24 protein-coding genes, 1 tRNA gene, 1 pseudogene and 2 riboswitches are annotated in these 25,390 nt (G+C 41.5%); of the genes and pseudogenes, 8 read left to right on the top strand and 18 right to left on the bottom strand.

The genetic code is table 11. The annotated features are described in order from the left end of the window. Nucleotides 1-142: 142 nt before the first annotated feature. Nucleotides 143-244: riboswitch (purine riboswitch) on the bottom strand. A 104-nt stretch (nucleotides 245-348) separates the two neighbouring features. The 3 genes from CEF17_RS00315 to gerPC form a co-directional block, all read right to left on the bottom strand. Beyond that, the gene (locus CEF17_RS00315) at nucleotides 349-576 is read right to left on the bottom strand and encodes an NETI motif-containing protein (protein ID WP_100397798.1); all 228 of its coding nucleotides are present in this window, start codon (nucleotides 574-576) and stop codon (nucleotides 349-351) included. 301 nt (nucleotides 577-877) lie between these two features. Further along, nucleotides 878-1,408 carry a DUF2179 domain-containing protein gene (locus tag CEF17_RS00310; protein ID WP_198508844.1) on the bottom strand — a complete coding sequence of 177 codons (531 nt, stop codon included), beginning with the start codon at nucleotides 1,406-1,408 and terminating at the stop codon, nucleotides 878-880. 86 nt (nucleotides 1,409-1,494) lie between these two features. Then, a complete protein-coding gene (gerPC, locus tag CEF17_RS00305) occupies nucleotides 1,495-1,800 on the bottom strand; it encodes a spore germination protein GerPC (protein WP_232725370.1) in 306 nt (101 codons plus the stop codon). 100 nt (nucleotides 1,801-1,900) lie between these two features. Here gerPC and CEF17_RS00300 point away from each other — a divergent pair, with 100 nt between their 5' ends. After that, nucleotides 1,901-2,344, top strand: a complete 444-nt coding sequence (locus tag CEF17_RS00300) for an Hsp20/alpha crystallin family protein (protein ID WP_100397796.1) — start codon at nucleotides 1,901-1,903, stop codon at nucleotides 2,342-2,344. A gap of 16 nt (nucleotides 2,345-2,360) precedes the next feature. On the opposite strand, the gene CEF17_RS00295 is transcribed toward CEF17_RS00300, so the two are convergent. The 4 genes from CEF17_RS00295 to CEF17_RS00280 form a co-directional block, all read right to left on the bottom strand. Then, a complete protein-coding gene (locus CEF17_RS00295; RefSeq protein ID WP_100397795.1) occupies nucleotides 2,361-2,546 on the bottom strand; it encodes a hypothetical protein in 186 nt (61 codons plus the stop codon). Between the two features lie 16 nt (nucleotides 2,547-2,562). Beyond that, a complete protein-coding gene (locus CEF17_RS00290; protein ID WP_100397794.1) occupies nucleotides 2,563-2,817 on the bottom strand; it encodes a spore germination protein in 255 nt (84 codons plus the stop codon). A 235-nt stretch (nucleotides 2,818-3,052) separates the two neighbouring features. Continuing rightward, entirely contained in the window at nucleotides 3,053-3,601 is a 549-nt protein-coding gene (locus CEF17_RS00285) for an isoprenylcysteine carboxyl methyltransferase family protein (RefSeq protein WP_100397793.1), read from the bottom strand. 10 nt (nucleotides 3,602-3,611) lie between these two features. Beyond that, nucleotides 3,612-4,682 carry a type III polyketide synthase gene (locus CEF17_RS00280; RefSeq protein ID WP_100400729.1) on the bottom strand — a complete coding sequence of 357 codons (1,071 nt, stop codon included), beginning with the start codon at nucleotides 4,680-4,682 and terminating at the stop codon, nucleotides 3,612-3,614. 251 nt (nucleotides 4,683-4,933) lie between these two features. Here CEF17_RS00280 and CEF17_RS00275 point away from each other — a divergent pair, with 251 nt between their 5' ends. Next, nucleotides 4,934-5,803, top strand: a complete 870-nt coding sequence (locus CEF17_RS00275; RefSeq protein WP_100397792.1) for a patatin-like phospholipase family protein — start codon at nucleotides 4,934-4,936, stop codon at nucleotides 5,801-5,803. Between the two features lie 173 nt (nucleotides 5,804-5,976). After that, nucleotides 5,977-6,834: a patatin-like phospholipase family protein gene (locus tag CEF17_RS00270; RefSeq protein WP_100397791.1), complete on the top strand. Its 858-nt coding sequence runs from the start codon at nucleotides 5,977-5,979 to the stop codon at nucleotides 6,832-6,834. Between the two features lie 275 nt (nucleotides 6,835-7,109). Here the strand turns inward: CEF17_RS00270 and CEF17_RS00265 are convergent, their stop codons facing one another. From CEF17_RS00265 to CEF17_RS00245, 6 genes and pseudogenes are all read right to left on the bottom strand, one after another. Further along, nucleotides 7,110-8,390 (bottom strand): TRAP transporter large permease, encoded by a 1,281-nt coding sequence (locus tag CEF17_RS00265; protein WP_100397790.1) that lies wholly within the window; start codon nucleotides 8,388-8,390, stop codon nucleotides 7,110-7,112. A gap of 1 nt (nucleotide 8,391) precedes the next feature. Further along, nucleotides 8,392-8,883 (bottom strand): TRAP transporter small permease, encoded by a 492-nt coding sequence (locus CEF17_RS00260; RefSeq protein WP_100397789.1) that lies wholly within the window; start codon nucleotides 8,881-8,883, stop codon nucleotides 8,392-8,394. A 476-nt stretch (nucleotides 8,884-9,359) separates the two neighbouring features. Then, the gene (locus CEF17_RS00255; RefSeq protein ID WP_100397788.1) at nucleotides 9,360-10,403 is read right to left on the bottom strand and encodes a DctP family TRAP transporter solute-binding subunit; all 1,044 of its coding nucleotides are present in this window, start codon (nucleotides 10,401-10,403) and stop codon (nucleotides 9,360-9,362) included. A gap of 50 nt (nucleotides 10,404-10,453) precedes the next feature. After that, a pseudogene (locus CEF17_RS19770) lies at nucleotides 10,454-10,728 on the bottom strand (aldehyde dehydrogenase family protein); the annotation flags it as partial. A gap of 218 nt (nucleotides 10,729-10,946) precedes the next feature. Then, nucleotides 10,947-12,215 (bottom strand): peptidase, encoded by a 1,269-nt coding sequence (locus tag CEF17_RS00250; RefSeq protein ID WP_100397787.1) that lies wholly within the window; start codon nucleotides 12,213-12,215, stop codon nucleotides 10,947-10,949. Nucleotides 12,216-12,293: 78 nt separating this feature from the next. Then, a complete protein-coding gene (locus CEF17_RS00245) occupies nucleotides 12,294-12,959 on the bottom strand; it encodes a GntR family transcriptional regulator (RefSeq protein WP_100397786.1) in 666 nt (221 codons plus the stop codon). 348 nt (nucleotides 12,960-13,307) lie between these two features. On the opposite strand from CEF17_RS00245, the gene CEF17_RS00240 reads away from it, so the two are divergent. The 3 genes from CEF17_RS00240 to CEF17_RS00230 all read left to right on the top strand — a co-directional run bounded on the left by CEF17_RS00240 (nucleotide 13,308) and on the right by CEF17_RS00230 (nucleotide 16,927). Next, the gene (locus tag CEF17_RS00240) at nucleotides 13,308-14,291 is read left to right on the top strand and encodes a 2-hydroxyacid dehydrogenase (RefSeq protein WP_100397785.1); all 984 of its coding nucleotides are present in this window, start codon (nucleotides 13,308-13,310) and stop codon (nucleotides 14,289-14,291) included. 49 nt (nucleotides 14,292-14,340) lie between these two features. Further along, complete coding sequence (locus CEF17_RS00235; RefSeq protein ID WP_100397784.1) at nucleotides 14,341-15,711, top strand: aspartate aminotransferase family protein; 1,371 nt, start codon at nucleotides 14,341-14,343, stop codon at nucleotides 15,709-15,711. Between the two features lie 136 nt (nucleotides 15,712-15,847). Continuing rightward, nucleotides 15,848-16,927, top strand: coding sequence for a tartrate dehydrogenase (locus CEF17_RS00230; protein ID WP_100397783.1), 1,080 nt, complete (start codon nucleotides 15,848-15,850; stop codon nucleotides 16,925-16,927). A 44-nt stretch (nucleotides 16,928-16,971) separates the two neighbouring features. On the opposite strand, the gene CEF17_RS00225 is transcribed toward CEF17_RS00230, so the two are convergent. Continuing rightward, a complete protein-coding gene (locus tag CEF17_RS00225) occupies nucleotides 16,972-18,168 on the bottom strand; it encodes a M20 metallopeptidase family protein (protein WP_100397782.1) in 1,197 nt (398 codons plus the stop codon). Between the two features lie 487 nt (nucleotides 18,169-18,655). Between CEF17_RS00225 and CEF17_RS00220 the strand changes: the two genes are divergently transcribed. After that, nucleotides 18,656-19,501, top strand: a complete 846-nt coding sequence (locus CEF17_RS00220; protein ID WP_100397781.1) for an AraC family transcriptional regulator — start codon at nucleotides 18,656-18,658, stop codon at nucleotides 19,499-19,501. A 257-nt stretch (nucleotides 19,502-19,758) separates the two neighbouring features. Here the strand turns inward: CEF17_RS00220 and CEF17_RS00215 are convergent, their stop codons facing one another. Both CEF17_RS00215 and CEF17_RS00210 read right to left on the bottom strand, forming a co-directional pair. Next, nucleotides 19,759-20,751 (bottom strand): NADPH:quinone oxidoreductase family protein, encoded by a 993-nt coding sequence (locus CEF17_RS00215; RefSeq protein ID WP_100397780.1) that lies wholly within the window; start codon nucleotides 20,749-20,751, stop codon nucleotides 19,759-19,761. 268 nt (nucleotides 20,752-21,019) lie between these two features. Further along, nucleotides 21,020-21,095 (bottom strand) — tRNA-Ala (locus CEF17_RS00210). A 303-nt stretch (nucleotides 21,096-21,398) separates the two neighbouring features. Here CEF17_RS00210 and CEF17_RS00205 point away from each other — a divergent pair. Next, complete coding sequence (locus CEF17_RS00205) at nucleotides 21,399-21,845, top strand: DUF4181 domain-containing protein (RefSeq protein WP_232725549.1); 447 nt, start codon at nucleotides 21,399-21,401, stop codon at nucleotides 21,843-21,845. A gap of 136 nt (nucleotides 21,846-21,981) precedes the next feature. Here the strand turns inward: CEF17_RS00205 and CEF17_RS00200 are convergent, their stop codons facing one another. Together CEF17_RS00200 and guaA are read right to left on the bottom strand one after the other, a co-directional pair. After that, the gene (locus tag CEF17_RS00200) at nucleotides 21,982-23,295 is read right to left on the bottom strand and encodes an NCS2 family permease (protein ID WP_100397778.1); all 1,314 of its coding nucleotides are present in this window, start codon (nucleotides 23,293-23,295) and stop codon (nucleotides 21,982-21,984) included. Nucleotides 23,296-23,488: 193 nt separating this feature from the next. Further along, a riboswitch (purine riboswitch) is annotated at nucleotides 23,489-23,590 on the bottom strand. An 89-nt stretch (nucleotides 23,591-23,679) separates the two neighbouring features. Then, nucleotides 23,680-25,218 carry a glutamine-hydrolyzing GMP synthase gene (gene guaA, locus CEF17_RS00195; protein WP_100397777.1) on the bottom strand — a complete coding sequence of 513 codons (1,539 nt, stop codon included), beginning with the start codon at nucleotides 25,216-25,218 and terminating at the stop codon, nucleotides 23,680-23,682. Nucleotides 25,219-25,390: the final 172 nt, after the last annotated feature.

Below are 25,390 nucleotides of genomic sequence, written 5' to 3'. Positions count from 1 at the left end.
TTCCTTTTTTTTACATAACAATACCCCGAAAAATAAGTCCCTTTCTTACGAGAGAAAGCAGACCGGGTTCCCGGGGCTTTTTTAACGAAAGATTTGCAGTAGTCATTTATTTGATCGGCAAAAGCCGGCCTCGCTGCCTGTAATCCAACGTGCTTCCCCCCATAGTCCAGTGATTTACGGTCACCGGGTAGAAACTTTTGGGCCTTATTCCCAATGATATATGAGGATATATGAAATTTCTTTTTTATGAATTCAGTCATTTTCTTCAGCTTTATAGTAACAAGATGGAAGAAGATCTGTCAACAAAAATCGAACATTTTTTCTTATGTTTTTATAAATGTTCGCCTTTTACTTCTTTTTCCCTTCAAAAATAACTAACTGCCTCACAGGTACAACTTCTGTCGTACCGTTTTCTTCCTTTTCTTCAAAGATCGGTTCTTCCATTCTTCTCACCGGCCTGTATCCTTCGTTGTCCATCCTTTGAAGGCATTGCGCTATGCTTTCAGTTTCCAGCACTTCAAACTTTTTTTTGTCGGGCTGCTTGTTCTGCTGTTTTTGCTGCTTCTTTTTTGCCATTTTCTATGCCACTCCCTTGAATATTCTTTGCTGATCTTTTTTTAAAAAGGCTCTGTTAACATTTTATAAGTCACTTGATTATAGATAAACGCCAGATGTCTTTGGAAATATCATGAGCCGTCGCAGAGTGGTTTTCCCGAAGGTGCAGGCAATAATCGGCATAAAAGAACCGTGAAATTGCGAATGATGTAAAGCATGAATGGAGGTCGCACGTGTACCTTTAGCTCCATGAGAGCATCGTATCGAACATCTGCAACAACATGTAACAAAGCCAATTATTAGAGAATGGTGACTGTCACGCTTACTTTCTAACACCCTTAACCCAAAAACCTCCAAAGAAAGCTTTCGGTTCATGAGAGATAATAAAAGCTTTTGGATCCAGCTGCTTAACTGTTTGATACAATGCCGCTTCCGCTTTCCGAGACGTTAAGATCTGCATCATCAGGCGTTCGCCCTCTCTTCCGTATGCTACCCAGTTTGTAACTCCGTACCCCTTGTCTCTTAATGCGTTCGGGATATCCGGCTCGTATTCTTTCGTAATTACATTTACGGTTATATACCCAAGTGCAAGCTTTTCTTCAATTTTCATTCCAACGATTACTCCTGTGCCATATCCTATCGCATATGCAATCAGGTTGGCAATCTGGTCCAGGTTGTCCAAAACAAGCCCCAGTCCAATGACGTAAATAATAATTTCTATTATACTTACACCAGCTGCAAAGTACCTCTGACCTTTTAAGGTAAAAATCATTCGAATCGTAAAAAGGGTTACATATACAATGTTAATAATTAGAATGATTATTATCATTGTGACTGCGTTATTAAGCAGCATATCCAGCAATCACAACACCCCGCCTTCTCATTATTTCAAAAAAATATATCATGAAAAATAAAGTGCAGGGAAGCCATAATCCTTCGTCAATTATCGTCTTTATTTTCACTATCTATCATAATATCCTGCAGCAAATCCTCCACTTCTTCCGACGAGGCTTTTCCAGCCCACCCAATATTTAAGGTTCCCTTTAATTCCTTTACGTGAAGCTCCTGAATTTTATAGTTAACATTTTCAATTGTCGTTTTGTCCATTGCCTCTATTTGCTTGCGTAATTCCTCATTCTCTTCCTCCAGCTTTTTGATTCGCTTTTCCATATTTTGAGCCCAGCTGTAAAAGTCTATATACATCAGGATCCTCCAAACTGCTTTGAGCGGGAATTGATCATCCAATCTTTCTCTTCTATATAACTATATGAACGCCTTACCCTTTCACGACATAAAATGTTAGACCATAGGTGACTGCGGAGTATATTATTAGGAGGAGACAGTTATGAATGCTTTTGAAAAAATGATGCAATGGCAAAAGTATGCCGAAAAGGTTCTTGATGAAGACTTTTGGACCGACTTCTCAGAAGTCATGCAGCACAAGGGTCCTTATTTAAATGTATACGAGGCGGAAAAGGAAGCGATGATTATTATGGGGCTTCCCGGCCTTCAAAGTGAAAAAGACGTTAGACTGTCAGTGGATCCTCATAAACTTTATATTAAAGGAACGTTACGTTGGAAAGAACCTGAGCAAAGCCGCCCTATCCAGACGGAACTGAATCACGGAAACTTCCACCGTACTGTTGACCTTCCTTTTCCAGTAGAAGCGGACGACATCAAAGCAGCCTATGAAAACGGACTGCTCACCATACGTTTGACAAGAAAACCGAATGAAGAAAAATATCAAGACCATGTTCCTGTTCAATACCGAAGAAGGCCATCCCGTTAAGGATGGCCTTCTTGAATTAGACAGTGGGAGGTGCTGGAGGAGGGGGGCCCGGCGGCGGCGGGGATACGTCGTCAACAGCCTCAGGCTCCTCAACATCATTTTCTTCTGGAGGCTTTTGCACAATGAGCGTCTTCCCAATATTGAGAGATGCATTGGTTGAAATGCTATCCACCTTTAAATTTAAGATAGAGACTTTTACCACCCTTGGTTATTCCTCCTTAAATAGATTTAGCTGAATTGACACTTTTAGTAAGGAATTCCGGCTCGTTTGTCACCATATCATTCACATCTGGATCAAGAAGCTGGTTTTTGTTCCAGGCAGACAGAGGAGAAAGATCTCCGATCGCAGTATTTGTTCCCTGTGATTTATCATTTACGTTATGACCTTCATGAACAGCATTCCCAAAGTTTACCGATGCATTTGAAGAGATGTTGTTTATTTTTATATTAAAAATGTTATTGATCACTGGCATACACATACACCCTTTTCAGCCAAGTTATGGTCAGTATATGTTATTGCCCAGTTTATGTGAAATACAAAAAAGGCTCCCAGCTAAAGAGAAGAGTTCTTCCCATTAGTGAGAGCTCATGTTTTGTGTGCAGTATTCAATTGGTTTTGACCAGAAGAGTGACGTGCTTTCATGGAGTCCAATTATCAAAAGATGATAATTGGAGAATTGCTTAGATGAGACAGCTTTATCCCAGCCCCTACTCTCTGGAAAGCGAAACCTTACGTTCAGCCTGTTCTTGCTTCAGTGCAGTTAACGCCTTCTCTTCTGCAGGTATTCTAACAAACAAAAGCAAGAGAGCATTTAATATCGTAAAAACGATTGCTGTAAAATATGCACCAAATATAAGAGGCAGTGCTGCAATTTCAGTTGCCACCACGATATAGTTGGGATGCTTCACCCACCGGTAAGGCCCCTTAGCCACTTTGTTTTCCCCAGGGAGAACAATAATCTTAGTGTTCCAAAACTTCCCCAGAGAAGCCAAAGCCCACACCCTCATCACTTGAGCGGCAATAAATAAAAGGAAAAAGAGAAACCAGCCTGGTCCTGTCTGTCCTTCATTAATAGTTCCTTCAATAAGTATAGATACAAAAAACAAAACATGAAGCAGAACAATGAACGGATAATGCTTGTTTCCGTATTCCACCGCCCCCTCTGCTTTCATCCATTTCTCATTTCTTTTGGCATACAGCAGTTCAATCAAGCGCTGAATAATTACAATTGCTATAAGTATACTGAAGAACACCATTTGCGCTTCCTCACTTCCATTCAAGCCATACAAGCTCAGAGCTAAATCCCGGACCCAACGCAGTCAGCAGTCCTTCTTCTCCGGCAACCGGCTGTTTATTCATGGTTTCCTTTAGTACATACAATACAGTCGGAGAAGACATGTTTCCGTAATGGGCTAATACTTTTCTTGAATCCTCAGTTTTTGCCTCTGTAAAGGACATTGCCTTTTCGTAAGCAGTGAGCACCTTCTTCCCTCCAGGATGGGCGACAAAGTAGGAAATCTCTTCAATCGTTTTGCTGATTGTTAACAGGAATTCTTCTACATTAGGCTTAAGCCAAGATTCTATTATGCTTGGAATATCCCTTGAGAAGATAACATTTAAACCGTTATCCTTTACGTCCCATCCCATCACATCTTCGGAATCTCTCATCAATGTAGATTGGACTGCCTTAGTGTTGGGGTAAGCCTTCTCCTTCTTTTCGTTTGTTTCAATTTGATCCCCTTCTATTAACGCGCAGGCCACTCCATCAGAAAAAAGAGACGTGCCAATCAGGTTGCTTTTGGTAGTATCTTCTCTTTGGAAGGTCAGGCTGCATAATTCAACACATAAAACCAGCACACGTGCCCCAGGGTAAGCCAGGCAATATTCATGAGCTCTGCTGATTCCTGCAGCGCCTCCGGCACACCCGAGGCCCCATAGCGGAATACGTTTTGTATGAGCTGAAAACTTCAGCATATTCATGATTCTGGCTTCGATGGAGGGTGTGGCAAGTCCTGAACTTGAGACATATATAATAGCGTCGATCTGATTAGCAGTAAGGTCGTTTTCTTTCAGACAACAGGCGACCGCCTTACTTCCTAGACTGACTGCTTCTTTAATATATATATCATTTCTCTCTTGAAAGCTGTGATCACCTGTAAACCACTCTAACGGTTTTACCAGATTTCGATTTTCTATTTGTCCATTCCCAAACACCGTTAATAACCTGTCGATGTCATAGAAATGATCCTTAAACATTTCTCTTACTACCCTCATGGTGTCTTGCTGAGATACCTGGCAGGGCAAGTCCACTGTGCTGACCGATCGGATAACCGGCATGACCTCACATCCTCTGCTTTTCACCTCTGTTGCTTCATTCTTTCCCATGCGTGCTAAAGGATAAACTCGTAAGAATCTTTTAATAAGCAACTAAGAAATTCCACGTTTGCTGAAAGAGAGAACGGGAAGTAAAATATAAGCAGGTTTTTTCCTATATAAAAGAGATCACTCTCTCGGTTTAAGCGACAATGATTCCCCTTATGCATAATCCCGAGAAACTTCACTAACCAATCTAAAAGGAGTTCTGGTATATGGACAGCACGGGTCTTGTTCTAGAAGGGGGCGGCATGCGAAGCGCCTATACAGCAGGTGTCCTGGAATTCTTCCTGGATTCAAATATACGATTCCCCTATGTCATAGGAGTTTCCGCCGGCGCTTCTAACGCTTGCTCCTACCTTTCAGGACAAAAAGGCAGAAATAGAAAAGTGGGAATTGACCATGTTAGAGACCCTCGTTTTTTAAGCTTCCGAAACCTTTTTAAAGAAGGAAGCCTCTTTGGCATGAATTTTATCTATAAAGAAGTACCTACCAACATTGAGCCCTTAGATGTAACCAGCATTTCAACTTGCCCGGAACGGTTTGTTATTGTAACGACTGACTGCCAAACAGGCGAACCATATTACATTGATCACTCTGATGACATAGAGCTATTGGATGCTGTTCGTGCTTCAAGCAGCCTTCCTTTTATCGCTCCTATGGTACAATTTAAGGGAAAAGAGCTTCTTGATGGCGGAATCGCTGATCCCATTCCTCTCCGTAAAGCATTTAACGACGGGTTTGAGCAGAACCTTGTTGTTCTTACTCAACCCAAAGGCTATCGCAAAAAGCCTTACAAATTAAAAAAGCTGGCGGAAAAGCTATATCCTCAGCACGAAAAATTGATTCAGTCAATCTTCTCCCGTCACCTTCGCTATAATCAGGCAATGGAAGAGGTTGAGAAGCTAGAAGAAAAAGGAAGAATCAAAGTCCTTCGCCCGTCCAGGGAAGCCTGTATCACTTTTATAGAAAAAGATGAAACAAAATTGACCTCCTTATATGAAGCGGGTTATAAGGATGCCAAAAGCTCCTATGAAGACATCATGCCATGGCTTGAGCGTAAAGCAGTGGCTATTGCAAAATAAACACAGAGAAACCGTTTAGGCCGGGCAGCATATAGTGCCCGGCTTTTATTGTGAACAGAAATACATTTTAATTACCTTCCTTTGGACTGCTTTGACCACCTTTTCCTTACACTCTTTCCATGCTTTTGATACAATTCATTACAGGAATCGAAGTAACCGGGAGGAGAAAGCGTATGAAAGATACAGGTCTTGTTTTAGAAGGAGGAGGCATGCGGGGCCTATATACAGCCGGTGCCCTGGAATATTTTTTAACCCATAATATTCATTTTCCTTACATTGTAGGTGTCTCAGCAGGAGCATCTATGGCCTGCTCCTATTTATCCCGCCAGCATGGAAGAAACAAGCAAGTTAACATTGGGCTTGTAAAAGATCCAAGGTTTCTGGGCTTTCGGAACCTCCTTAGTGAAAGAAGTTTGTTTGGCATGAACTTTCTCTTTGATGAAATCCCTACCAAAATTGTTCCGCTGGATTTTAAGGAAATTGCAGAAAGCGATCAGGAGCTGGTTATAGGAACGACAGACTGCAGAACCGGCAAGCCTTATTACATTAAAAGCAGCCAATGTCACGATCTGCTCAATGCTGTGCGTGCTTCCAGCAGCATTCCCCTTCTCTCACCTGTTGTAAATTATGAGGGAAGAGAGCTTGTTGATGGCGGAGTTGCAGACCCCATACCAATAAAAAAAGCAGAAGAAGCAGGATACAAAAGAAACATTGTAATCCTTACTCGTGAAAAAGGGTACAGAAAGAAAGGATCACGAATGCAGCGAGTGACAAACAAACTGCTGCGCAAGTATCCTAATCTAATTGAAACGATAGAAACCAGGCATCAGCTCTATAACCGCACCCTCGATTACATTGACGAACTTGAAGAAACAGGTACGATCTTTGTGCTAAGACCTTCTAGAGAGGTGTCAATCAGCCGTACAGAGAAAAGCCAGGAGAAGCTCACTGCTTTATACGAAGCCGGGTACTCGGACGCTAAAGCCTTGTTTTCCCGTCTGCCTCAATTTAATTCCTGCCTGCCTTCATAACACTAAGAGAGTGTCCCCAAAAGTCTTAGTTTTGGGGACACTCTCTTTCTGGTTAATGATGATTTATTTTTAGGTAAAGAATATTAAACTCTATTGCCACAAGCTAAGTCCTTTTTTACTTTCCCATTTCAATCACTATATTTTTTTAGCAACAAAACGTTTTGACACTATATCGTGAAAGAGGAGCTATATTCACTTATATACTTAAAGTACTAAATCTCCGAAATAAGAAAAGGTGTCTGCATGTTTCATTTCTTTTGCTATCAACCATATCATTAATCGGCTAAACTTGGTATAAAGGTTGATAGTTCTGGGACATAAGTGATAACTAACAATGCAATAATCATTACTAGAAAAATAGGAATAATTGCTTTAGAGATACTTTCAAAAGGTACCTTTCCTACTCCTGACGCTACGAAAAGATTTACGCCAAGAGGCGGTGTAATAAATCCAATTGCAAGGTTTGTCACTAAAATCACTCCAAAATGGACAGGATCAATCCCGATATTAGTAACAACAGGTAAAAGGATAGGCGTCAATATAACCAATGCTGAAATGGTATCTATAAACATTCCTACTATAAGAAGAAAAACGTTAATCACTAACATAATAATAATAGGGCTCTCTGAAATCCCTACAATAAAGTCAGCAATTGTGTTCGGGATTCTTTCCATTGTCATTAAATAAGCAAAAGATATAGAGAAGCCAATGATTATAACGGTTGTAGAATTAGTAATAGCTGCTTGCGCTATGCTTTGGTATAAGCTTTTAATATTCAACTCTTTATATACAAACACTCCAATAAATAAAGCATATACAGCCGCCACTGCTGCGGATTCAGTAGCGGAGAATATTCCAGCATAAATGCCGCCCAGGATAATAACCGGAATGAGAAGAGCATATTTTGCTTCGTTTAACGCTTTTAGTACATCCATAAATGTTGGCGGTTTACCTGTACCTACATACTTATTTTTCTTCGAGATGGCATATGCTACTATTAGTAAACAAAAACCTAAAATAATACCTGGAAGGATACCTGCCAAAAACATAGAGCCAATTGAGACACTCCCTACCACCCCATACATTACAAAAGGAATAGAAGGGGGGATCAGGACGCCTATTGAACCAGAAGCTGCAGTAATTGCCGCTGCAAACCCTTCACCATAATTCCTTTGTTTCATTGAGGGAATCATAAAAGAACCTATTGCTGCTACAGTAGCAGGGCCTGAACCTGAAATCGCAGAGAAAAACATGCTCGCTACTACAGTAACCATGGCAAGGCCACCAACTAAGTAGCCAACTAGAACACTGGCCAGGTCAAGCAGTCTTCTGGAGATTCCTCCGCTGCTCATGAGTGCCCCAGCTAAAATAAAAAACGGTATAGCCATTAACGGAAAGGAGTCCAAAGAAGTAAAAGCATTTTGGATGATTGTATTCGTGGGCATATTTGTTGTTAACACAATAGTTAAGAGAGAAGCAGCTCCTAATGAAAGAGCAATAGGAAGCCCGATTAAAACCAGGAAGAAAAATGACCCAAATAAAATTGCTATGGTCACACTACATCTCCCCCTTTCCCTGCACTTCATAAGGAGCTCTTACTCTTTTTATAATTTGCTGCACAAGGCGTACTCCCATAAGCAGACCTGCAAGTGGAATTGCTAAATAAGGAACCCACATAGGAACTTCTAATGAGGGGCTTCGTTGACCGCTCTCAAATATACCATTTATATAGATTGTCCCCTGTATAGCAAGGAACATTGCAAAACCAAACCAAACAAGCAATGCAGTTATATCCATAACCACCCGCGCCATCGGAGGAAACTTATTAACAAACACGTCTATTCGCACATGTTCTTGGCGCCGAATGCCTAAACTTGCTCCCATCCATACCTGCCATATGTGCATGTACCGGGCCAGCTCTGCTCCCCAGCTAAACGAACTGCCTAAAACAAATCGGGAAGATACTTGAGCAAATATTGTGAAAACCATGATTACCATTGTTGTTACAAGGATTATCTCTTCAAATCTTTCATCTAATATCCTCCACATTACCTTTCCCCCTTTCCTAGCTCCCCTCCATCTAACAGGCAATCTTTTTTACTTCTTAAAAGGCTCTGCAAAAGAATATATAGTGATTTTTAACAACTATCATCCAGCCAAGTCCAGTTTTCTCTTCCATTCTATTGAAGAATCAGTCGGTGCTACTGACTCTGCCTGATGGAAACCTGCTCCTATTTTCTCCCCGCCCAATAGTTATAAAAAGCTTTTGCACCACTCCATCTCTGGCTAGGGCACAGTTACAACAAACCTCCTTGTGGATGCTTGGTAGCTTCAAAACTTTGGATGTAAACAGGTATCCAGTTCTGCAGTACCACTAATGGGCTCAGCGTCCATACAATGGATTCAGAAGGGAGCAAGGAGAAGCTGACAGCAAACACCACAATTCTTTGATGAAAAAATTAATAAGAAGGTTTTTAAAAACAAATAAAACAAAGCAATGACATGGCAAAGGATAGGGAACAATATTACTGGCTGAAGGAACGTGCCTGCTCTAGGAGGTCTTCACCAATATCATCCTGGAACATTTCATATACAGGCTCTGAAGCTTCAATAAAGGAGTTGATTTGTTCTTCTGTGAGTTCATTGATTTCCATATGATCCTGAATGACTTCTAGGCCCTCTTCATCCTGCTCTCTTGCAAGTCCTCTTTGATAATCAAGAGCTTTTCTAGCGGAATCTTGTACAATTCCTTGATACTCCTCGGGCATGTCCATAAAAAAGTCATCATTAATAAATGCTACCGTTGCCGTGTATGCATGATTGGTGATTGAAAGGTATTCTTGTACTTCATAAAAATTCATTTGATCAATCAAATTAATAGGGTTTTCCATAGAATCATAAATATTTTGCTGCAAAGCGCTATAAAGTTCGCCAAAAGCAAACGGTGAGGCATCGGCTCCATAGGCATTAAACGTTTCAATGTGCACCTGGTTTTCCATTGTTCGTATACTTAATCCATTTAAATCATCTGGCGATTCAATGGGATGGCTGTTATTGGTAATTTGACGCATACCTGTTTCCCCATAAGCCAACCCTCTTAATCCAACGTCTGGAAGACGGTCAAGCAGTTCTTGTCCAAAATCTCCATCTAGAGCTTCATAGGCGGTCTCATGATCCGGAAATAAGAATGGTAAATCCAGAACTAAGAATTTACTGTCAAATCCAGCCACAGGAGCAGAAGCTGTAACAGTCATTTCAATGTTTCTTGACTGGACTGCCTCAATTGCTTCTCTTTCTGACGCATAAAGCTGGCCGTTCGGATAAACTTCCACTGTAACTTGCCCGTTTGTATTCTCTTCAACAAGTTCCTTAAAACGCTCCATGCCTAGATGGGTAGATCCTGTTTCAGGAACCGTATGAGTAACGCCAATAGTGAATTCTTCATCACTCCCGCCATTTCCACCTGTAGAACCCTCTGCCGCTTCCTGGTCCACTTCCTCCCCGCCGTTCCCACAACCTGCAACCGTTAGTAAAGTTCCTGCCCCTATACACGCTATCCACTTTTTCATCGGCTCATCACTTCCTTATTTTTATTTATTCTCTTCCGCGTATAAACCTTTTAAGGGAACTCTCTTATTACAACCCTAAGAAAAACATACTGTGTTTCTAAAATATTTTTTATTCCTTGCTGGTCTCTCTCTTCCAATGCCACTTTCTTTTATGCCTCCAAACGGTGCTTGAGGAACAGATGGAGTGCCATCATTCCAATCTACGATACCGTAATCCAGCTTTTCGTTGAGTCTAAAAACTTTCGGTAAAAACATAAGCTGCCAGGCCCATATGGAGAGTTATTAGCAAGTCTTATTCCTTAACAGGAGCTACAGGTCCAAAGGTTTACTCATTCATGACAAGCATCATTTATTAACATCCTTTAATACGGTTGGAGCGGAATATCCGCTTCCTGATTTTCTTTCACCTCCTGTAACTAATAGGCAATACTCCCTACCGCCTCTTGGGTTGCCGGGTTTATGACCTCTTTTCTTCTCAACTGCGAGCCTGTCTATTTGCCATTAATAAAATGTAATGCTTGCATTTTTTCTGACCCTTTCCTTTTACTGCTCTGTGTGACCACACCATTGGAGAATAGCAAGCGCCATGATCTCTGCCACTTCAAAAATATGTTCAATTTCAATGTATTCGTTTGGATAATGACATACCTTTGTTGTTCCTGGACCAAAAATGATAGAGGGGATGTTCCCCACTTGTGTTAGAAGGCCGCCATCAGTTCCCCAGGTTGAACCAGCTACAACAGCTTCTTTCCCTTTAGTCTCTTTATAGCTCTTCTGTAAAATATCCATCATTGGGTGATCAAGATCGCAATTTCCTGGCGGCAATCTTAAACCAAACCACTTAACGTCCACAGGGTTGTCTTTGAACCAGTCATCTTTGGAGGAAAGCCCGTCAAGCCACTCCTCAAACTCCTTTTTAGCCTCCTCTATGGTTTCCCCTGGTTCTATCCCCATTCTTCCTTCTATCGTGGCACGGTCGGGTACTGAAGAAGGGAAGTAACCTCCTTGAAATTTTCCCATGTTTATTGGAATTGGAATAGGATTGTCTTCATACAAAGGATCTGTTATTCGGTCATTTCTTTTCTTTTCAAGCTCCGCTATATGTTGATAAACAATTATGCCTTTCTCAACTGCACTTACTCCCTCATACCTTGTTCCTCCGTGAGCAGAGATCCCTTTGATTGAAACCTCAAACCACATAGACCCTTGTTGTTTTGGAAAAATTCTTAACTCACTTGGTTCAGGAATAAGCGCAACATCTGCTTTATACCCTTTTTGAATGGCTGCCAGGGTGCCTGATCCTCCGCTCTCTTCCTCAACTACACTTTCAAAGATTACGTCTCCTTTTAGCTTGTACCCATTATGCAGAAGGGACTCCAACGCTATTAGAGCAGAAAGGTTCCCTCCCTTCATGTCTGTCGTCCCCCTTCCATATATCCTTCCGTTCTCTTCTTTTGCTGAAAAAGGGTCATCATTCCACTGGGCTATTTCCCCTTCAGGAACCACGTCGACGTGTCCATTTAAGATAACCGACCTGCCACCACCGATCCCTTTCCACACACCTACTACATTAGGACTTCCATTAAAATCTGTTCTTTCAGAGTTAAAAAAGGGACTTTGCGATAGTTCCTTATAATCCAGTTCCCACATCTCTACTTCCAGTCCATTTTCTTTTAAACGCTCGGCAACAAGAGACTGTACTCCCTCTTCGGCTCCTGCAACACTGGGCTCTTTTATCATTTTTTTGAAAAATGTAATATAATTTTCTCTTTCCTTATGGATATAACTATGTATCTTTTGTTTTGATTTCAAGACTATTCCTCCTTATTTAAATATTCTGCAAATTCAACGGGAAGAAAACTTTATTGTTTACAGATGCATTCTTTAAAGCTAATGCTCGAAAGAAAAATCCCCTGCATCCAAAATGTGCGCCGATGCTACTGCTTCAACTCTTTTTTTATCCCTTGATTTTACCGCTTCTAAAAGTTCCTTATGCTCTTCAATAAATTGATTTACATTTTTACTGTAGTACTTACCTAACTGGGAGAGAAATGTTCGAATCTGCATTTGAATAATGTTATACATTTTTTTAATTCTTGAGTTATCGCAACAATTTATAAGGTATAAATGGAAACTTATATCTAAATTAAACATAAGTTGCCAGTCATCTTTTTGACTCTCCTCTTCCATGTGTCGTATGAGAAGTTCCAGATACTGAATGTCCTTTTCTATAATATTTTCTGCAGCCTTCACAATTGCCGGAACCTCCAGATGTAATCTTATTTCATTAATTTCACGAAGATCATCATCAGTAAAACTACTTACAAATGTGCCTTTGCGGGCTTTATTGATGACTAAGCCTTCATACTCAAGGGTTTGCAAGGCCTCTCGCAAGGAGCTTCTGCTGATATCAAGTTCGGAAGCAAGGTTAGCCTCCAACAGCCTTTGCCCAAAAGATATTTCACCGCTCCATATTCTGCGTCTCAATTCCTCTGCTGCCACTTGACTTAATGGCTTTTGTTTTATGGGATTTGATGGCAATGATTTTTTAACCATAATTTTCTCTCTTTTCTGTAATTTTATTTTTGTGGACTATCCTGTCCTGATCCATTCTAGTTGATTATAGAGAACTACCTTCTGGCCCACACCTAGCAGTCACTTTGCCAAAAAAGCAATGTTTTCTAACGATTGTCGACAATCAATTGTTGTTTTTTATCTTATCGGTACTAATTTTATATGTCAAATTATTTTTTGAATATTTTATCAATTTTAATAACTTAATCCACTTTTTTATTTCAGAATTTTCTAAATAGTGTTTGACAAATCATTGATCTTGTGTCAACTTAACATTAACCTGTCTTGTCGTTTGTCGACATTATAGCCTTGTGAAAGGAGTGAAGACATGTGAGCAATAGACCTTATGTCCTCGCTTATAATCGAATATCCTCTCCTGTTATAAATGACTTAGAAAAGGATTTCAATCTTTCCTATTTTACTGATTTGGAAGGTTTGGACAATCCTGACTTCAAAGAAGCATTAGAAAAAGCTGAAGGAATTATTAATGTAGAACTGGAAGTAAACGAAAAGCTATTGAGCCATGCTCCTAACTTAAAAGTTGTATGTAATGTCTCAGTTGGCTACGACAACCTGGATATAGAGGCTCTTACAAAGCGTAACATTACGGCAACAAATACCCCAGGTGTGCTGACTGACACAACCGCTGATGCGATTTTCTCTATATTACTGGGCACAGCCCGCCGCATCCCCGAGCTAGATCAATACGTAAAGAATGGAGAATGGACAAAGGTTCTTCCGGAGGAAAAATTCGGAACCGATGTTCACCATAAAACGCTTGGCATTATAGGTATGGGGAGAATCGGACAAGCCATTGCCAAACGTGCCAGATTCGGCTTTGATATGAACATCCTCTACTATAACCGTTCTCAAAAACCCGAAGCCGAGGATCAATATGAGGCTGAGTTTGTCTCCTTTGATGAGCTTTTAGGGCGCAGTGATTTTGTCTGCTTAATGACTCCTCTGACCAACGAGACAAGACATTTGATGAACCGTGAGGCTTTCCAAAAAATGAAGAAGGAAGGAATTTTTATTAACGGTTCACGAGGCGAAACAGTCGATGAAAAAGCGCTTATTGAAGCTCTGGAAGCCGGGGAAATAAAGGCTGCCGGTCTGGATGTTTTCCAGCAAGAGCCCGTTGAGAAAGATAACCCGTTGCTGCATATGGAAAATGTGGTAACCACTCCTCACCTTGGCTCTTCCACTCATGAGAATGAACTAAATATGTCTCGACTGGCTGAAAAAAATCTGCGTGCTGCCCTTCAAGGAAAGCAGCCAAAACATTTAATCAATGAAGAAACTGCGCCTTCATAAGCATGTGTAGCAGGAACAAATTACTTATTTAAAAACTGGAGGTTTTTTTATGTCTGATCATAAAAGTGTTACAAACGTCGAGGATTTTCAAAAGAAAGACCAGGAGCATATCTGGCATGGCATGCGTCCCCACAGCCCTGACCCATCAATGATTGTCGGCCATGCTATAGGCTCATGGGTTACTGACATTGAAGGTAATCGCTATCTGGATGGAATGTCTGGCTTGTGGTGTGTAAACGCTGGGTACGGAAGAAAAGAGATTGCAGAGGCTGCCTATGAACAAATGCTGGATATGCCTTATTATCCGTTAACCCAAAGTCACGTCCCTGCTATTATGCTTGCAGAAAAGCTTAACGAATGGCTTGGTGATGAGTATGTGTTCTTTTTCTCCAACAGCGGCTCTGAGGCCAATGAAACAGCGTTTAAGCTTGTGCGTCAATACTTCCACCAAACAGGACGCCCCGGAAAACATAAGTTTATTTCCCGTTACCGTTCCTATCACGGAAATACGCTAGCAACATTAGCTGCAACCGGTCAGGCCCAAAGACGCTACAAGTACGAACCGCTAGCCCAAGGCTTTCTTCAAGTGACACCACCTGACTGCTACCGCTGCCCTTTTGGGAAGGAATCTGAAACCTGCAGTTTGGAGTGTGCGAGTGAAATTGACCGGACGATGACCTGGGAATTAAGTGATACAGTAGCCGGGGTTATAATGGAGCCAATCATTACAGGAGGGGGCATCCTTGTTCCGCATGATAATTACATGAAAAGAGTGAGAGAAATTTGCGATAAACACGATGCCCTTCTTATAGCTGATGAAGTAATCTGCGGCTTTGGGAGAACTGGAAAACCGTTTGGTTTCATGCATTACGATGTGAAACCGGACATTATAAGCATGGCAAAAGGGATTACAAGCGGCTATCTCCCGCTCTCAGCCACTGCTGTGCGCAAGGATATATACGAAGCATTTAAAGGAGACGACAAGCATGACCACTTCCGTCATGTAAACACATTTGGCGGCAATCCAGCGGCCTGTGCTGCAGCCCTGAAAAATCTGGAGATTATGGAAAATGAAAAGTTAGTTGAAAACTCTGCAACCCTGGGCAAAAAACTTCTCGAAGACCTAAAGACGCTTGAATCCTTGCCAAATGTGGGAAGCATACGAGGGAAGGGTCTCCTTGCCGGGGTAGAGCTTGTACAGGATAAAGAGACCAAGGAACCACTAGATGAAAAGATTCTCGCCAAAATTGTTGGCTCTTGCAAGAAGAAAGGACTTATTATTGGAAAAACGTCAGATACAGTTGCCGGCTATAATAATATTCTCGCACTTTCCCCTCCTTTGAATTTAAACGACGAAGACTATAAATTCATGCTTGAAACCTTTACTGAGACGGTAAAAGAAGTGTTAGCATCTGCTTAAATTTTAATCGTTTACATTTGAATTCGCTTTTATGATAGAGTTTAAAGTAAAATAAGACTAGGTTCTGTCCGCCTGGTCTTATTTTCGTTCCACGGACATTTCGCTTTATAATCTATACATAGCAGGAGTTGATTGTATGACATACCGTATTGCAGTGATACCAGGGGATGGTATTGGACCAGAAGTGACCACTGAAGGGCTTAAGGTGTTAAAAACGATTGAAGAGTTAGATCCTTCCCTGTCATTTTCGTTTGAAAGCTTCCCATGGGGTTGTGAATATTACACGGAAAACGGAAAAATGATGGATGAGGACGGCATTGAAAAATTAAAGGACTTTGATGCGATCTATTTAGGAGCTGTTGGATTTCCAGGTGTTCCTGATCATATTTCTTTATGGGATCTTTTGTTGAAAATAAGAAAAGGCTTTGATCAGTATGTGAACCTCCGCCCTATAAAACTATTAAATGGCTCATCCACTCCGTTAAAGGACGATCCAAAGCTCAGAAACATCGATATGCTCGTTGTACGTGAAAATAGTGAAGGCGAGTATGCCGGTGCCGGCGACTGGCTTTTTAAAGGAAAGCCTGAAGAAGTGGTTCTGCAAACTGGGGTCTTTTCCCGAAAAGGAACGGAAAGAATTATCCGTCATGCTTTTGAAATTGCGAAAGAATCCGGTAAGTCATTAACAAGCATAAGCAAAGGGAATGCCCTCAATTACTCGATGGTATTCTGGGATGAAGTGTTTGAAGAAGTAAGTCAGGATTATCCGGAAGTCACCACCTATTCTTATTTGGTTGATGCAGCCGCCATGTTCTTTGTCACTGATCCCGGAAGATTTGAAATCGTTGTCACTTCCAACCTGTTTGGAGATATCGTAACAGATTTAGGGGCAGGCTTAGCCGGAGGGCTTGGTCTGGCTGCCGGTGCAAATATTAACCCGGAACGAAATTACCCATCCATGTTTGAGCCTGTTCACGGTTCTGCTCCTGACATTGCCGGAAAAGGAATTGCAAATCCTCTGGCTGCCGTTTGGTCAGTCAGTCAGATTTTAGACCACTTTGGTCACGAAGACTGGGGTGCACGCGTTTTGGAAGCAATCGAAACTGTACTAACTGAGAAAAAAGCAAATACTCCTGATTTAGGGGGCGAGGCTTCGACTAGCGCCGTTGGAACCGAGCTTTGCCGTGTCCTTGAAGAAAAATTCAAAAATGAGTAATGATTGAAAAAAGGACTTCGCTCGTCGCGAAGTCCTTTTTGACATTACTCCTGTGCCAGGTTTTCCAAGGCATCCACTGCAAGCTGGGCCATGATTTCTGTCCCTGGTACTAACGTATCCTCGTTAAATTCAAATTCCTCATCATGAAGAGGCTTCTGTCTTTCCCTTCCAGGAATGGCTGTGCCAATCCAATAAAAGAAGCCAGGATATTCTTCTAAAAACCGACCAAAGTCCTCTCCACCAAGGCTCGGCTTTACTTCTGGCATTGATTTTTGCCCTACAATTTTTTCTACGGAAGAACGCAATGTCTCTTCCCATTCTTTGGAGTTGACCACTGCAGGATATCCATCTAGATATTCCAGCTGAATTGTCACCCCCATTGCTTCTTCAAGGCCTGAGAGAATGTCTTCCATTCGGCTTCTTGCTGTTTCTTTTACATCATCTTTATACGTGCGAAGTGTTCCTTCTATGGTTACTTCACCAGGAAGAACGTTATAGCGTTTCCCACCGTGAATTTCTCCAAGAGTCAGCACAGCAGACTCTAAAGGGTCCACGCTGCGGCTGATAATGGTTTGCAGGTCACTAATCACTTGTCCTGCAACCACAATTGCATCCTTTCCTTGATGAGGCTTGCTGGCATGCCCTCCTTCGCCTTTAATAGTTATCTTAAAGCGGTCAGAGTTCGCTTGAACGGGTCCAGAAAGCACCCCTACCTCTCCCACTTCCAATTCCGGCTGAGCGTGTTGGGCAAAGATGGCATCAGGCTTGTGTTTAGAAAACACCCCGTCTTTCATCATATCTTCAGCGCCTCCGATAGGGGAAAGCTCCTCCGCTGGCTGAAAGACAAGGAGAACCTTGCCGGGCAGCTTATCCTGCTTCTTTTTTAAGATAAGCGCAACCCCCATCAACATCGCAGTATGAGCATCATGCCCACACGCATGCATGACCCCCTCCTTCTTTGAAGCGTAAGGGAGTCCGGTTTTTTCATCGATAGGCAATGCATCCATATCCCCTCGAAGAGCGATCGTTTTCCCTTCCTTTTCTCCCTCAATAATCGCCAGGATACCATGGGTGGCAAACCCAGTTTCATACGGGATGTCATGCTCGTCTAAAAATTCCTGAATCGTTTTTGAGGTATGCTCTTCCTCTTGGCTTAATTCTGGGTTTTCGTGAAAGTAACGTCTGTATTCTATGAGTTTGTCTTCTATTTCTTTCCCAAGCCCTTTGATTTCCAGACTCATGCTTTTTCCTCCTTACACGCTGTAATACTCGAGTTGGTAAATACTCTTACTGTCCTATACCCGATTTTCATCCTGCAAACATGTTTTTCAGGATGTATATGGCTTTTATTCAATGTAGGTTTTGACAGTTTGTTTATCAGCAAAGTGGTATAAATAATGGGCATTCGTAGCAGCTGGAGATACCATTTACGTCGTATTTGTAAGAGAATGTTCTTATTGTGGACATTAAGCTTAGAACGCTAAAATGAAACAACAGAAGCAAGGACAAATAATCCGATTCAGACTACCAATAAATAAGCTCAAATAAAAAAAGTCACCTGGCAATATGCCTGGATAAACATCTATTATGAACGAGTGTAATGGTTTTATTGTTTGTAAAGAGCAGTATCATAATAGACTTCACAGCAATCCTGCAGAAATGTGCACCAATAGTCGGGGTCCATTGAACCATAATTGTTATTCTATTGTTGAAAGGGAGGTCATGATGATGGATTCACTGGAAAATATGAATGGAGCAATAAGCTATATTGAAGATAATTTGATGCATGAAATCGATTTTCAAGAAGTGTCAAGAATTGCACAATGTTCGGAATACCACTTTAAAAGAATGTTTTCGTTCCTGGCTGGCGTGTCACTTTCAGAATATATCAGACGACGTCGACTGACACATGCTGCTTTTGATTTGAAGAATAGCAATGAAAAGGTGATAGATATAGCAATGAAATATGGCTATCATTCACCAGATGCCTTTACAAGAGCCTTTCAAAGCCTTCATGGAGTTACTCCGACAGAGGCGCGCCTCCATGCCCATTCACTCAAAGCTTTTCCACAAATGACCTTCCAACTAACAATAAAAGGAGGAACAGAATTGAATTACAGAGTTGAGGAGAAAGGTGCATTTCGAGTGGCAGGTTGGAAAAATAGGATTACACTGGTGCCTGCAGGTACAAACCCTGAAATATCGGGGATGTGGGAGTCTATTAGTGATAAAACATATTCACAAATTGAAAGCTTATCTGAATTAGAACCTAGAGGGATCATCAATGTATGTGCGAATTTTTCTGAGGAACGAAGTCAACATGGCGAACTGGATTACTACATTGCAGCTGCTACAACGAAACAATGCCCAGAAAATTTGGAAGAGCTTGAGATTCAGAAGAATACTTGGGCGGTGTTTGAGGTGGAGGGCGATTGGGATAAAGTGCAAGATGCCTGGGGAAGAATCTATTCGGAATGGTTTCCTTCCTCTGGATACGAGCATGTAGAGGGGCCGGAAATACTTGCGAGTAAAGAGAATAAAAGTGAGATATGGATGACAGTAAGGAAAAAATAGAGTAGTTAAAATAAAAGGTAGAGACCCGAGAACCAACAGATGTCTTTGTTGTTGATTTCGGTTTTCAAAGATTTGTCTGGCTTAAGGAACAGCAAAAAAATATGTAAAATCAAATGCTAAATACAATCAAATTTATATCAAAACCCGAGCTTCTTATCCTCCAGCTCCCGGTCTCCCTTCTTCACGCTCTCTACTAAGGCACAAGCACCCATAAAAAAACTGCAGCCACTCTCTATGGCTGCAGCCCTGCTCTTAGATTATAGCTCTACCACTTTTCTTCCTCTTACCTTTGCTTGTAAAATCTCTGATAACGTGTCAGGCAGTTCTTCAAGAGTAATTGTATCCTCTATGGTTTCAAGCAAATCTTCTACCTTAAGGTCGCCTGCCAGACGTTCCCATACGTTCTTACGACGTTCCATTGGACAATGCACCGAATCTATTCCAACTAGATTTACGCCTCGCAAAATGAAAGGAAACACACTCGTCGGTACCTTTGTGCCTCCAGTCAATCCACTTACCGCGACTGCCCCACCATACTTTACGGTGCTTAAAATATAAGACAATGTCTCCCCGCCAACAGGGTCGACAGCTCCTGCCCATCTTTGTTTATCAAGGGGCCTGATTTTTTCAGGGTTGAGCTCTTCACGAGATACAATTTCAGATGCTCCCAGTTCTTTTAAATAATTATGTTCTGATTCTTTGCCTGTGCTTGCTACCACCTCATATCCAAGCTTAGCAAGCATAGCGACAGCCATGCTTCCGACTCCTCCGGTAGCTCCTGATACTAGAACCGGCCCATCTTCAGGAGTAACACCTTCCTCTTGAAGCCTAATGACAGACAGCCCTGCAGTAAATCCAGCTGTGCCAAAAATCATTGCTTCTTTTAAGGATAGACCTTGAGGCAGCGGCACTACCCATTCCGATGGAACTCTTGCGTACTCACTGTATCCGCCGAAATGATCCACGCCAAGATCGTAGCTTGTTACAATGACCTTATCACCTTTAGAAAATGAGCTGCTATCCGATGACTCTACGACTCCGGCAAGATCAATGCCGGGCACCATCGGATAACTGGATACGATGTTTCCATTTTTGGTTGCAGCAAGTCCGTCTTTAAAGTTCACACTGGAATAATGGACTTTAATAAGTACATCACCTGCAGGAAGGTCATCTTGTTGGAGCTCTTTTACGTTGACACTTACCTCTTCATCTCCGCTTTTATCCACAACTAATGCTTTGAAAGAATTCATCATACGCCTCCAGTTTTCCTCGTATTTGTATGCATTTCTCTCTTTTTCCACTCCTTACAGACTCACCTATATTGTAAGGCCTCTTAAGGGCATCTATCAATGAATAAGGGAAGCGCTTTATTTATACTGAACTAAAATTATTAAACTACAAAAAAATACAGGTGCAGAATGGCCACACCCGTATCCATAATAAAACGCAGCCCCCCGATTGGAGAACTGCGTGGTTTCATAAATTCAACTTGCTGTATTCAAGAATGTTCATTAGTATTGGTGGAGCATAGCGGGCTCGAACCGCTGACCTCCACACTGCCAGTGTGGCGCTCTCCCAGCTGAGCTAATGCCCCATTTTTCTCATTATATGATGAGATTCAGATCATTTGCGTTCTCTGTTATATTATCTCGCAAGAAGAATGTTTCTAAAATATAACAAGGTTTTCGACATAAGTCAACATTTATTCTACCCTTCTTTTTATTTTTTAAAACTTTTTATTTTCTCTTCACTTCTAGCATTAGTAAAAAAATAAATATATGGATTTTAAAAAGAGAAACAGCGCTTTTTTATTCCTTTTATTTCTTTTTTATCTATTTTTTTCTTGTTACACTGGTTGAAGATTATTCTACGAGATGATGGAGAGGGAAAATTGTTTATGTATGGCACGGATCTATTATTTTGGGTAAATTTGATTATTCTTTTAAGTGGTATTAGCCTGCTGTTTCTAACCTTTAATGCAGGTATGAGAAAATGGCTTAACCTGAAGAAGAAACCGTGGTTTACCAATGACTATGTCAACGAAACTCATAAGAAGATCGACTCTTTTCTCCAATTCACCTTTCTTGGTCTGTTAGCATTGAGTGTGCTTGTCACGGCTTATAACGGACGAGAACCAACAAAGCAGCCTGCAGAGCTCACCTGGCTGCACTCACCTTTGATTATACCTTTGGGCTACTACTTTCTGGTTGAAAGTGTTCGAGCGGTGATGGAGTGGAAATACGCGTCTCATCCAAAAGCCTGCCTTTACACAGTAAGTCAAATGTTCTTTTTTGCTGCCATTTTATTTCTTATGTTTATGACTGACTTTTTCGGTCTGCTGTGAAGCATTCCTTTGTACATAGTGAGATGCTCAAATTTCAAGGTTGTCCTCCCCTTCTTCCCCTCACCTGAATTGAACATTTTATCAAGATACAAAAAGGCCTGCTTCCTCAATAAGGGAAAGCAGGCAGGCATTTCATTTATTCTCCAAGAAAGATAAAGTAAGCAAGGAAAACAAAGAACAGTAAAAACATGATAGGGTGAACTTCCTTTGTACGTCCTTTCATTACCATCGTAATTGGGTAGAAAAGAAAACCAAGGGCAATTCCGTTTGCAATGCTGTAGGTTAATGGCATGGCGACAACCGTTAGAAAAGCCGGAACAGCAATTTCAAGCTTCTTCCAATCGATAAGGCCAAGGGAAGCTGCCATTAACACTCCTACAATAATTAATGCAGCAGATGTTACTTCCTCTGTTACCACAGCTAATAGCGGTGAAAAGAACATAGCAATCAAGAATAATCCAGCTGTCACGACTGATGCGAACCCGGTTTTCCCTCCGGCAGCCACACCTGCCGATGATTCAATATAAGCTGTTGTTGTTGATGTTCCAAGCAGTGCTCCAATAGATGAAGCAGAAGAGTCAGACAGCAAAGCTTTACCAGCTCTAGGAAGCTTATTATTTTTTACAAAACCGGCTTGGTTTGCTACCGCATATAGTGTTCCAGCGGTGTCAAAAAAGTCCACAAACAAGAAAGTTAATATTACGATTAACAGCTGGACCATTAAGGTAGTGGTCCATTCGACTTCAAACAAGCTGGTAATCGCGACACCAAAGGTTGGTGCCAGGCTTGGTACAGAACCTACTATTTGGCTTGGCATATCAATTAAGCCAACAATGATTCCAGCAATTGACGTGATAATCATCCCGTAGAAAATTCCTCCACGAAATCCTCTAACCATTAAAATGACAGTTACCACAAGACCAAAGGCTGCCAGCAGTGTTGTTGCCTCGCTCATGTCTCCAAGCGTAACTGCGGTTGCTTCATAGGGCACAACGATTCCAGCATTTTTCAAGCCGATAAAAGCGATGAAAAGACCAATACCAGCTGCAGCAGCATACTTCAGCTCAGCAGGGATTGCATTAATGATAGCTTCCCTGATTCCTAATAATGAAATGATAATGAAGATAATACCTGAAACAAATACTCCGAACAAAGCAAGCTGCCATTCAATCCCCATTCCAAGCACGACAGTATATGCAAAAAATGCGTTTAGACCCATTCCAGGTGCAAGAGCTATTGGATATTTAGCAATAAGTCCCATAATAAGAGTTCCTAAAGCCGCAGCTAACGCTGTTGCCGTAAAAACCGCCCCTTCATCCATGCCTGCGTCCGCCAATATCAGTGGATTGACAAACAATATATAGGCCATGGCCAAAAATGTCGTTAACCCGCCAACCGCTTCCTGGCGGTAGCTGGTGTTATGTTCTTTAAAATTAAAGTACCGATCCATGCTTTTCCCCTACTTTCTTTTCTCCAGTGCTTTTATAATATATTGTTCCTTACAGAACTTTTTTTATTGCCTGCAGCCGTTGAAAGTATGTTCAATCGAGCACCATGGTCTCCTGGGAGCAATAAAAAATGCTTCAGGTATCTACCTGAAGCATCAACAACAAAAAATCCTTACAGAAAATAGTCCGTTTGTTTTTCTGCAGCAGATTCTTCGTAGTCAAGCCATTTACGGCAGCTTGGTAGAGACTCGCAGGCCATATTCCCGCGATTATACGAACACATTTACATGACGACTTTCGACATTTTTTACTTTATCAGCAATCACATCATGAGTCAACAGAAAAAGCGAACAATATTTATATTTCTCTTGTAATTATTCGGTAATTTATTCCCACTCAATTGTCGCAGGCGGTTTTGAAGTAATATCGTACACTACCCGATTTACATGCTTTACTTCATTTACGATTCGAGTTGATATTTTCTCAAGCACGTCATACGGGATACGAGCCCAGTCAGAAGTCATTCCATCAATGGAAGTCACAGCACGGATACCTACTGTATAGTCATACGTACGAGCATCTCCCATTACCCCTACACTGCGCATATCAGGAAGGGCCGTAAAGTACTGCCAAATCTCACGGTCCAAGCCGGCTTTTTTGATCTCGTCTCTAAGAATGGCATCGGATTCGCGGACAATCTCCAATTTTTCTTCTGTGACTTCCCCAAGAACACGGATACCAAGGCCTGGCCCAGGGAATGGCTGACGCCATACGATTTCATCGGGCACCCCAAGCTCGGTTCCAAGCTTACGTACTTCATCCTTAAAGAGAGTGTTTAAAGGCTCAATTAAATCAAACTTCATGTCTTCAGGAAGGCCGCCTACATTGTGATGAGACTTAATTGTTTGAGCCGTATCTGTTCCACTTTCAATAATGTCAGTATAGAGAGTTCCTTGTGCTAAATAATCCATATCTGTCAGCTTGCCGGCCTCTTCTTCAAACAAGTAAATAAATTCATTACCAATGATTTTACGCTTTTCTTCCGGATCGGAAACCCCTTTTAGCTTAGAGAGAAAACGTTCCTGCGCGTCGATTTTAATCATATTCATATCAAAATCACCGCTGAAGGTTTCCATTACACCTTCAGCTTCATCTTTGCGAAGAAGACCATGATCAATAAACATACACGTAAGCTGATCGCCAATGGCTCTATGGATTAAAGCAGCTACAACTGAGGAGTCTACTCCACCGCTCAAGGCGCACAGTACTTTCTTTTCGCCTACAAGTTCTCTGATCAGCTCAACCTGCTCGTCAACAAAATTGGCCATGGACCAATCGCCATTACAGCCGCAGATTTCAAATGCAAAGTTTTTTAGCAGGTCGTCTCCAAATTGTGTATGTCTTACCTCTGGATGGTACTGAACGCCATAAAAATTCCGGCTTTCATCACTCATTCCCGCTACCGGGCAGGATGGATTGGTTGCATCAACCGTAAATCCTTCTGGAGGAGCTTTAATTAAATCACCATGACTCATCCATACAGATTGCTCTTCTGGAAGATCTTTGTAAAGAAGGGAGTTGTTTTCGACAGTAATAAGAGCTTTTCCATATTCACGGTGAGAGGCTTCTTCTACTTTCCCGCCAAAATGGTGAGTCATAAGCTGCATGCCGTAGCAAATACCAAGGATAGGGATGCCTAGTTCAAAGATTTCCGCATCACAGCCTGGTGCTCCTTCCACGTAAGCACTATTTGGCCCGCCGGAGAAGATAATTCCAGTCGGCTTCATTTCCTTTACCTTTTCAGCAGATATAGAATTGGGATGAAGCTCACTGTAGACTCCCAAATCCCGAATCCTTCTTGTAATGAGCTGATTGTACTGACCGCCAAAATCTAACACAATGATTTTCTCATGGATGTTTTCCATTTTCTCTCCACCTTTATCTGTATTTCTTTGATATGAATAAGCTCTGTATAAACCGACATATGTTCTTATTATTCTCCACTATCCTAACGAAAAGTGAAGAAAAAGAAAAGTTTTCTTCGAAATTCAGGATACTATTTTCAAAAATAACTCCCCTAAATAGAAAGAAGCCAGA

Origin of the sequence: Bacillus sp. FJAT-44742 (assembly GCF_002797315.1) — a bacterium.
Classification (GTDB): Bacteria; Bacillota; Bacilli; order Bacillales; family Marinococcaceae; genus Thalassorhabdus; species Thalassorhabdus alkalitolerans.
Note: the sequence above shows the minus strand (reverse complement) of the source record. Positions and strands in the feature narration are given on the sequence as shown.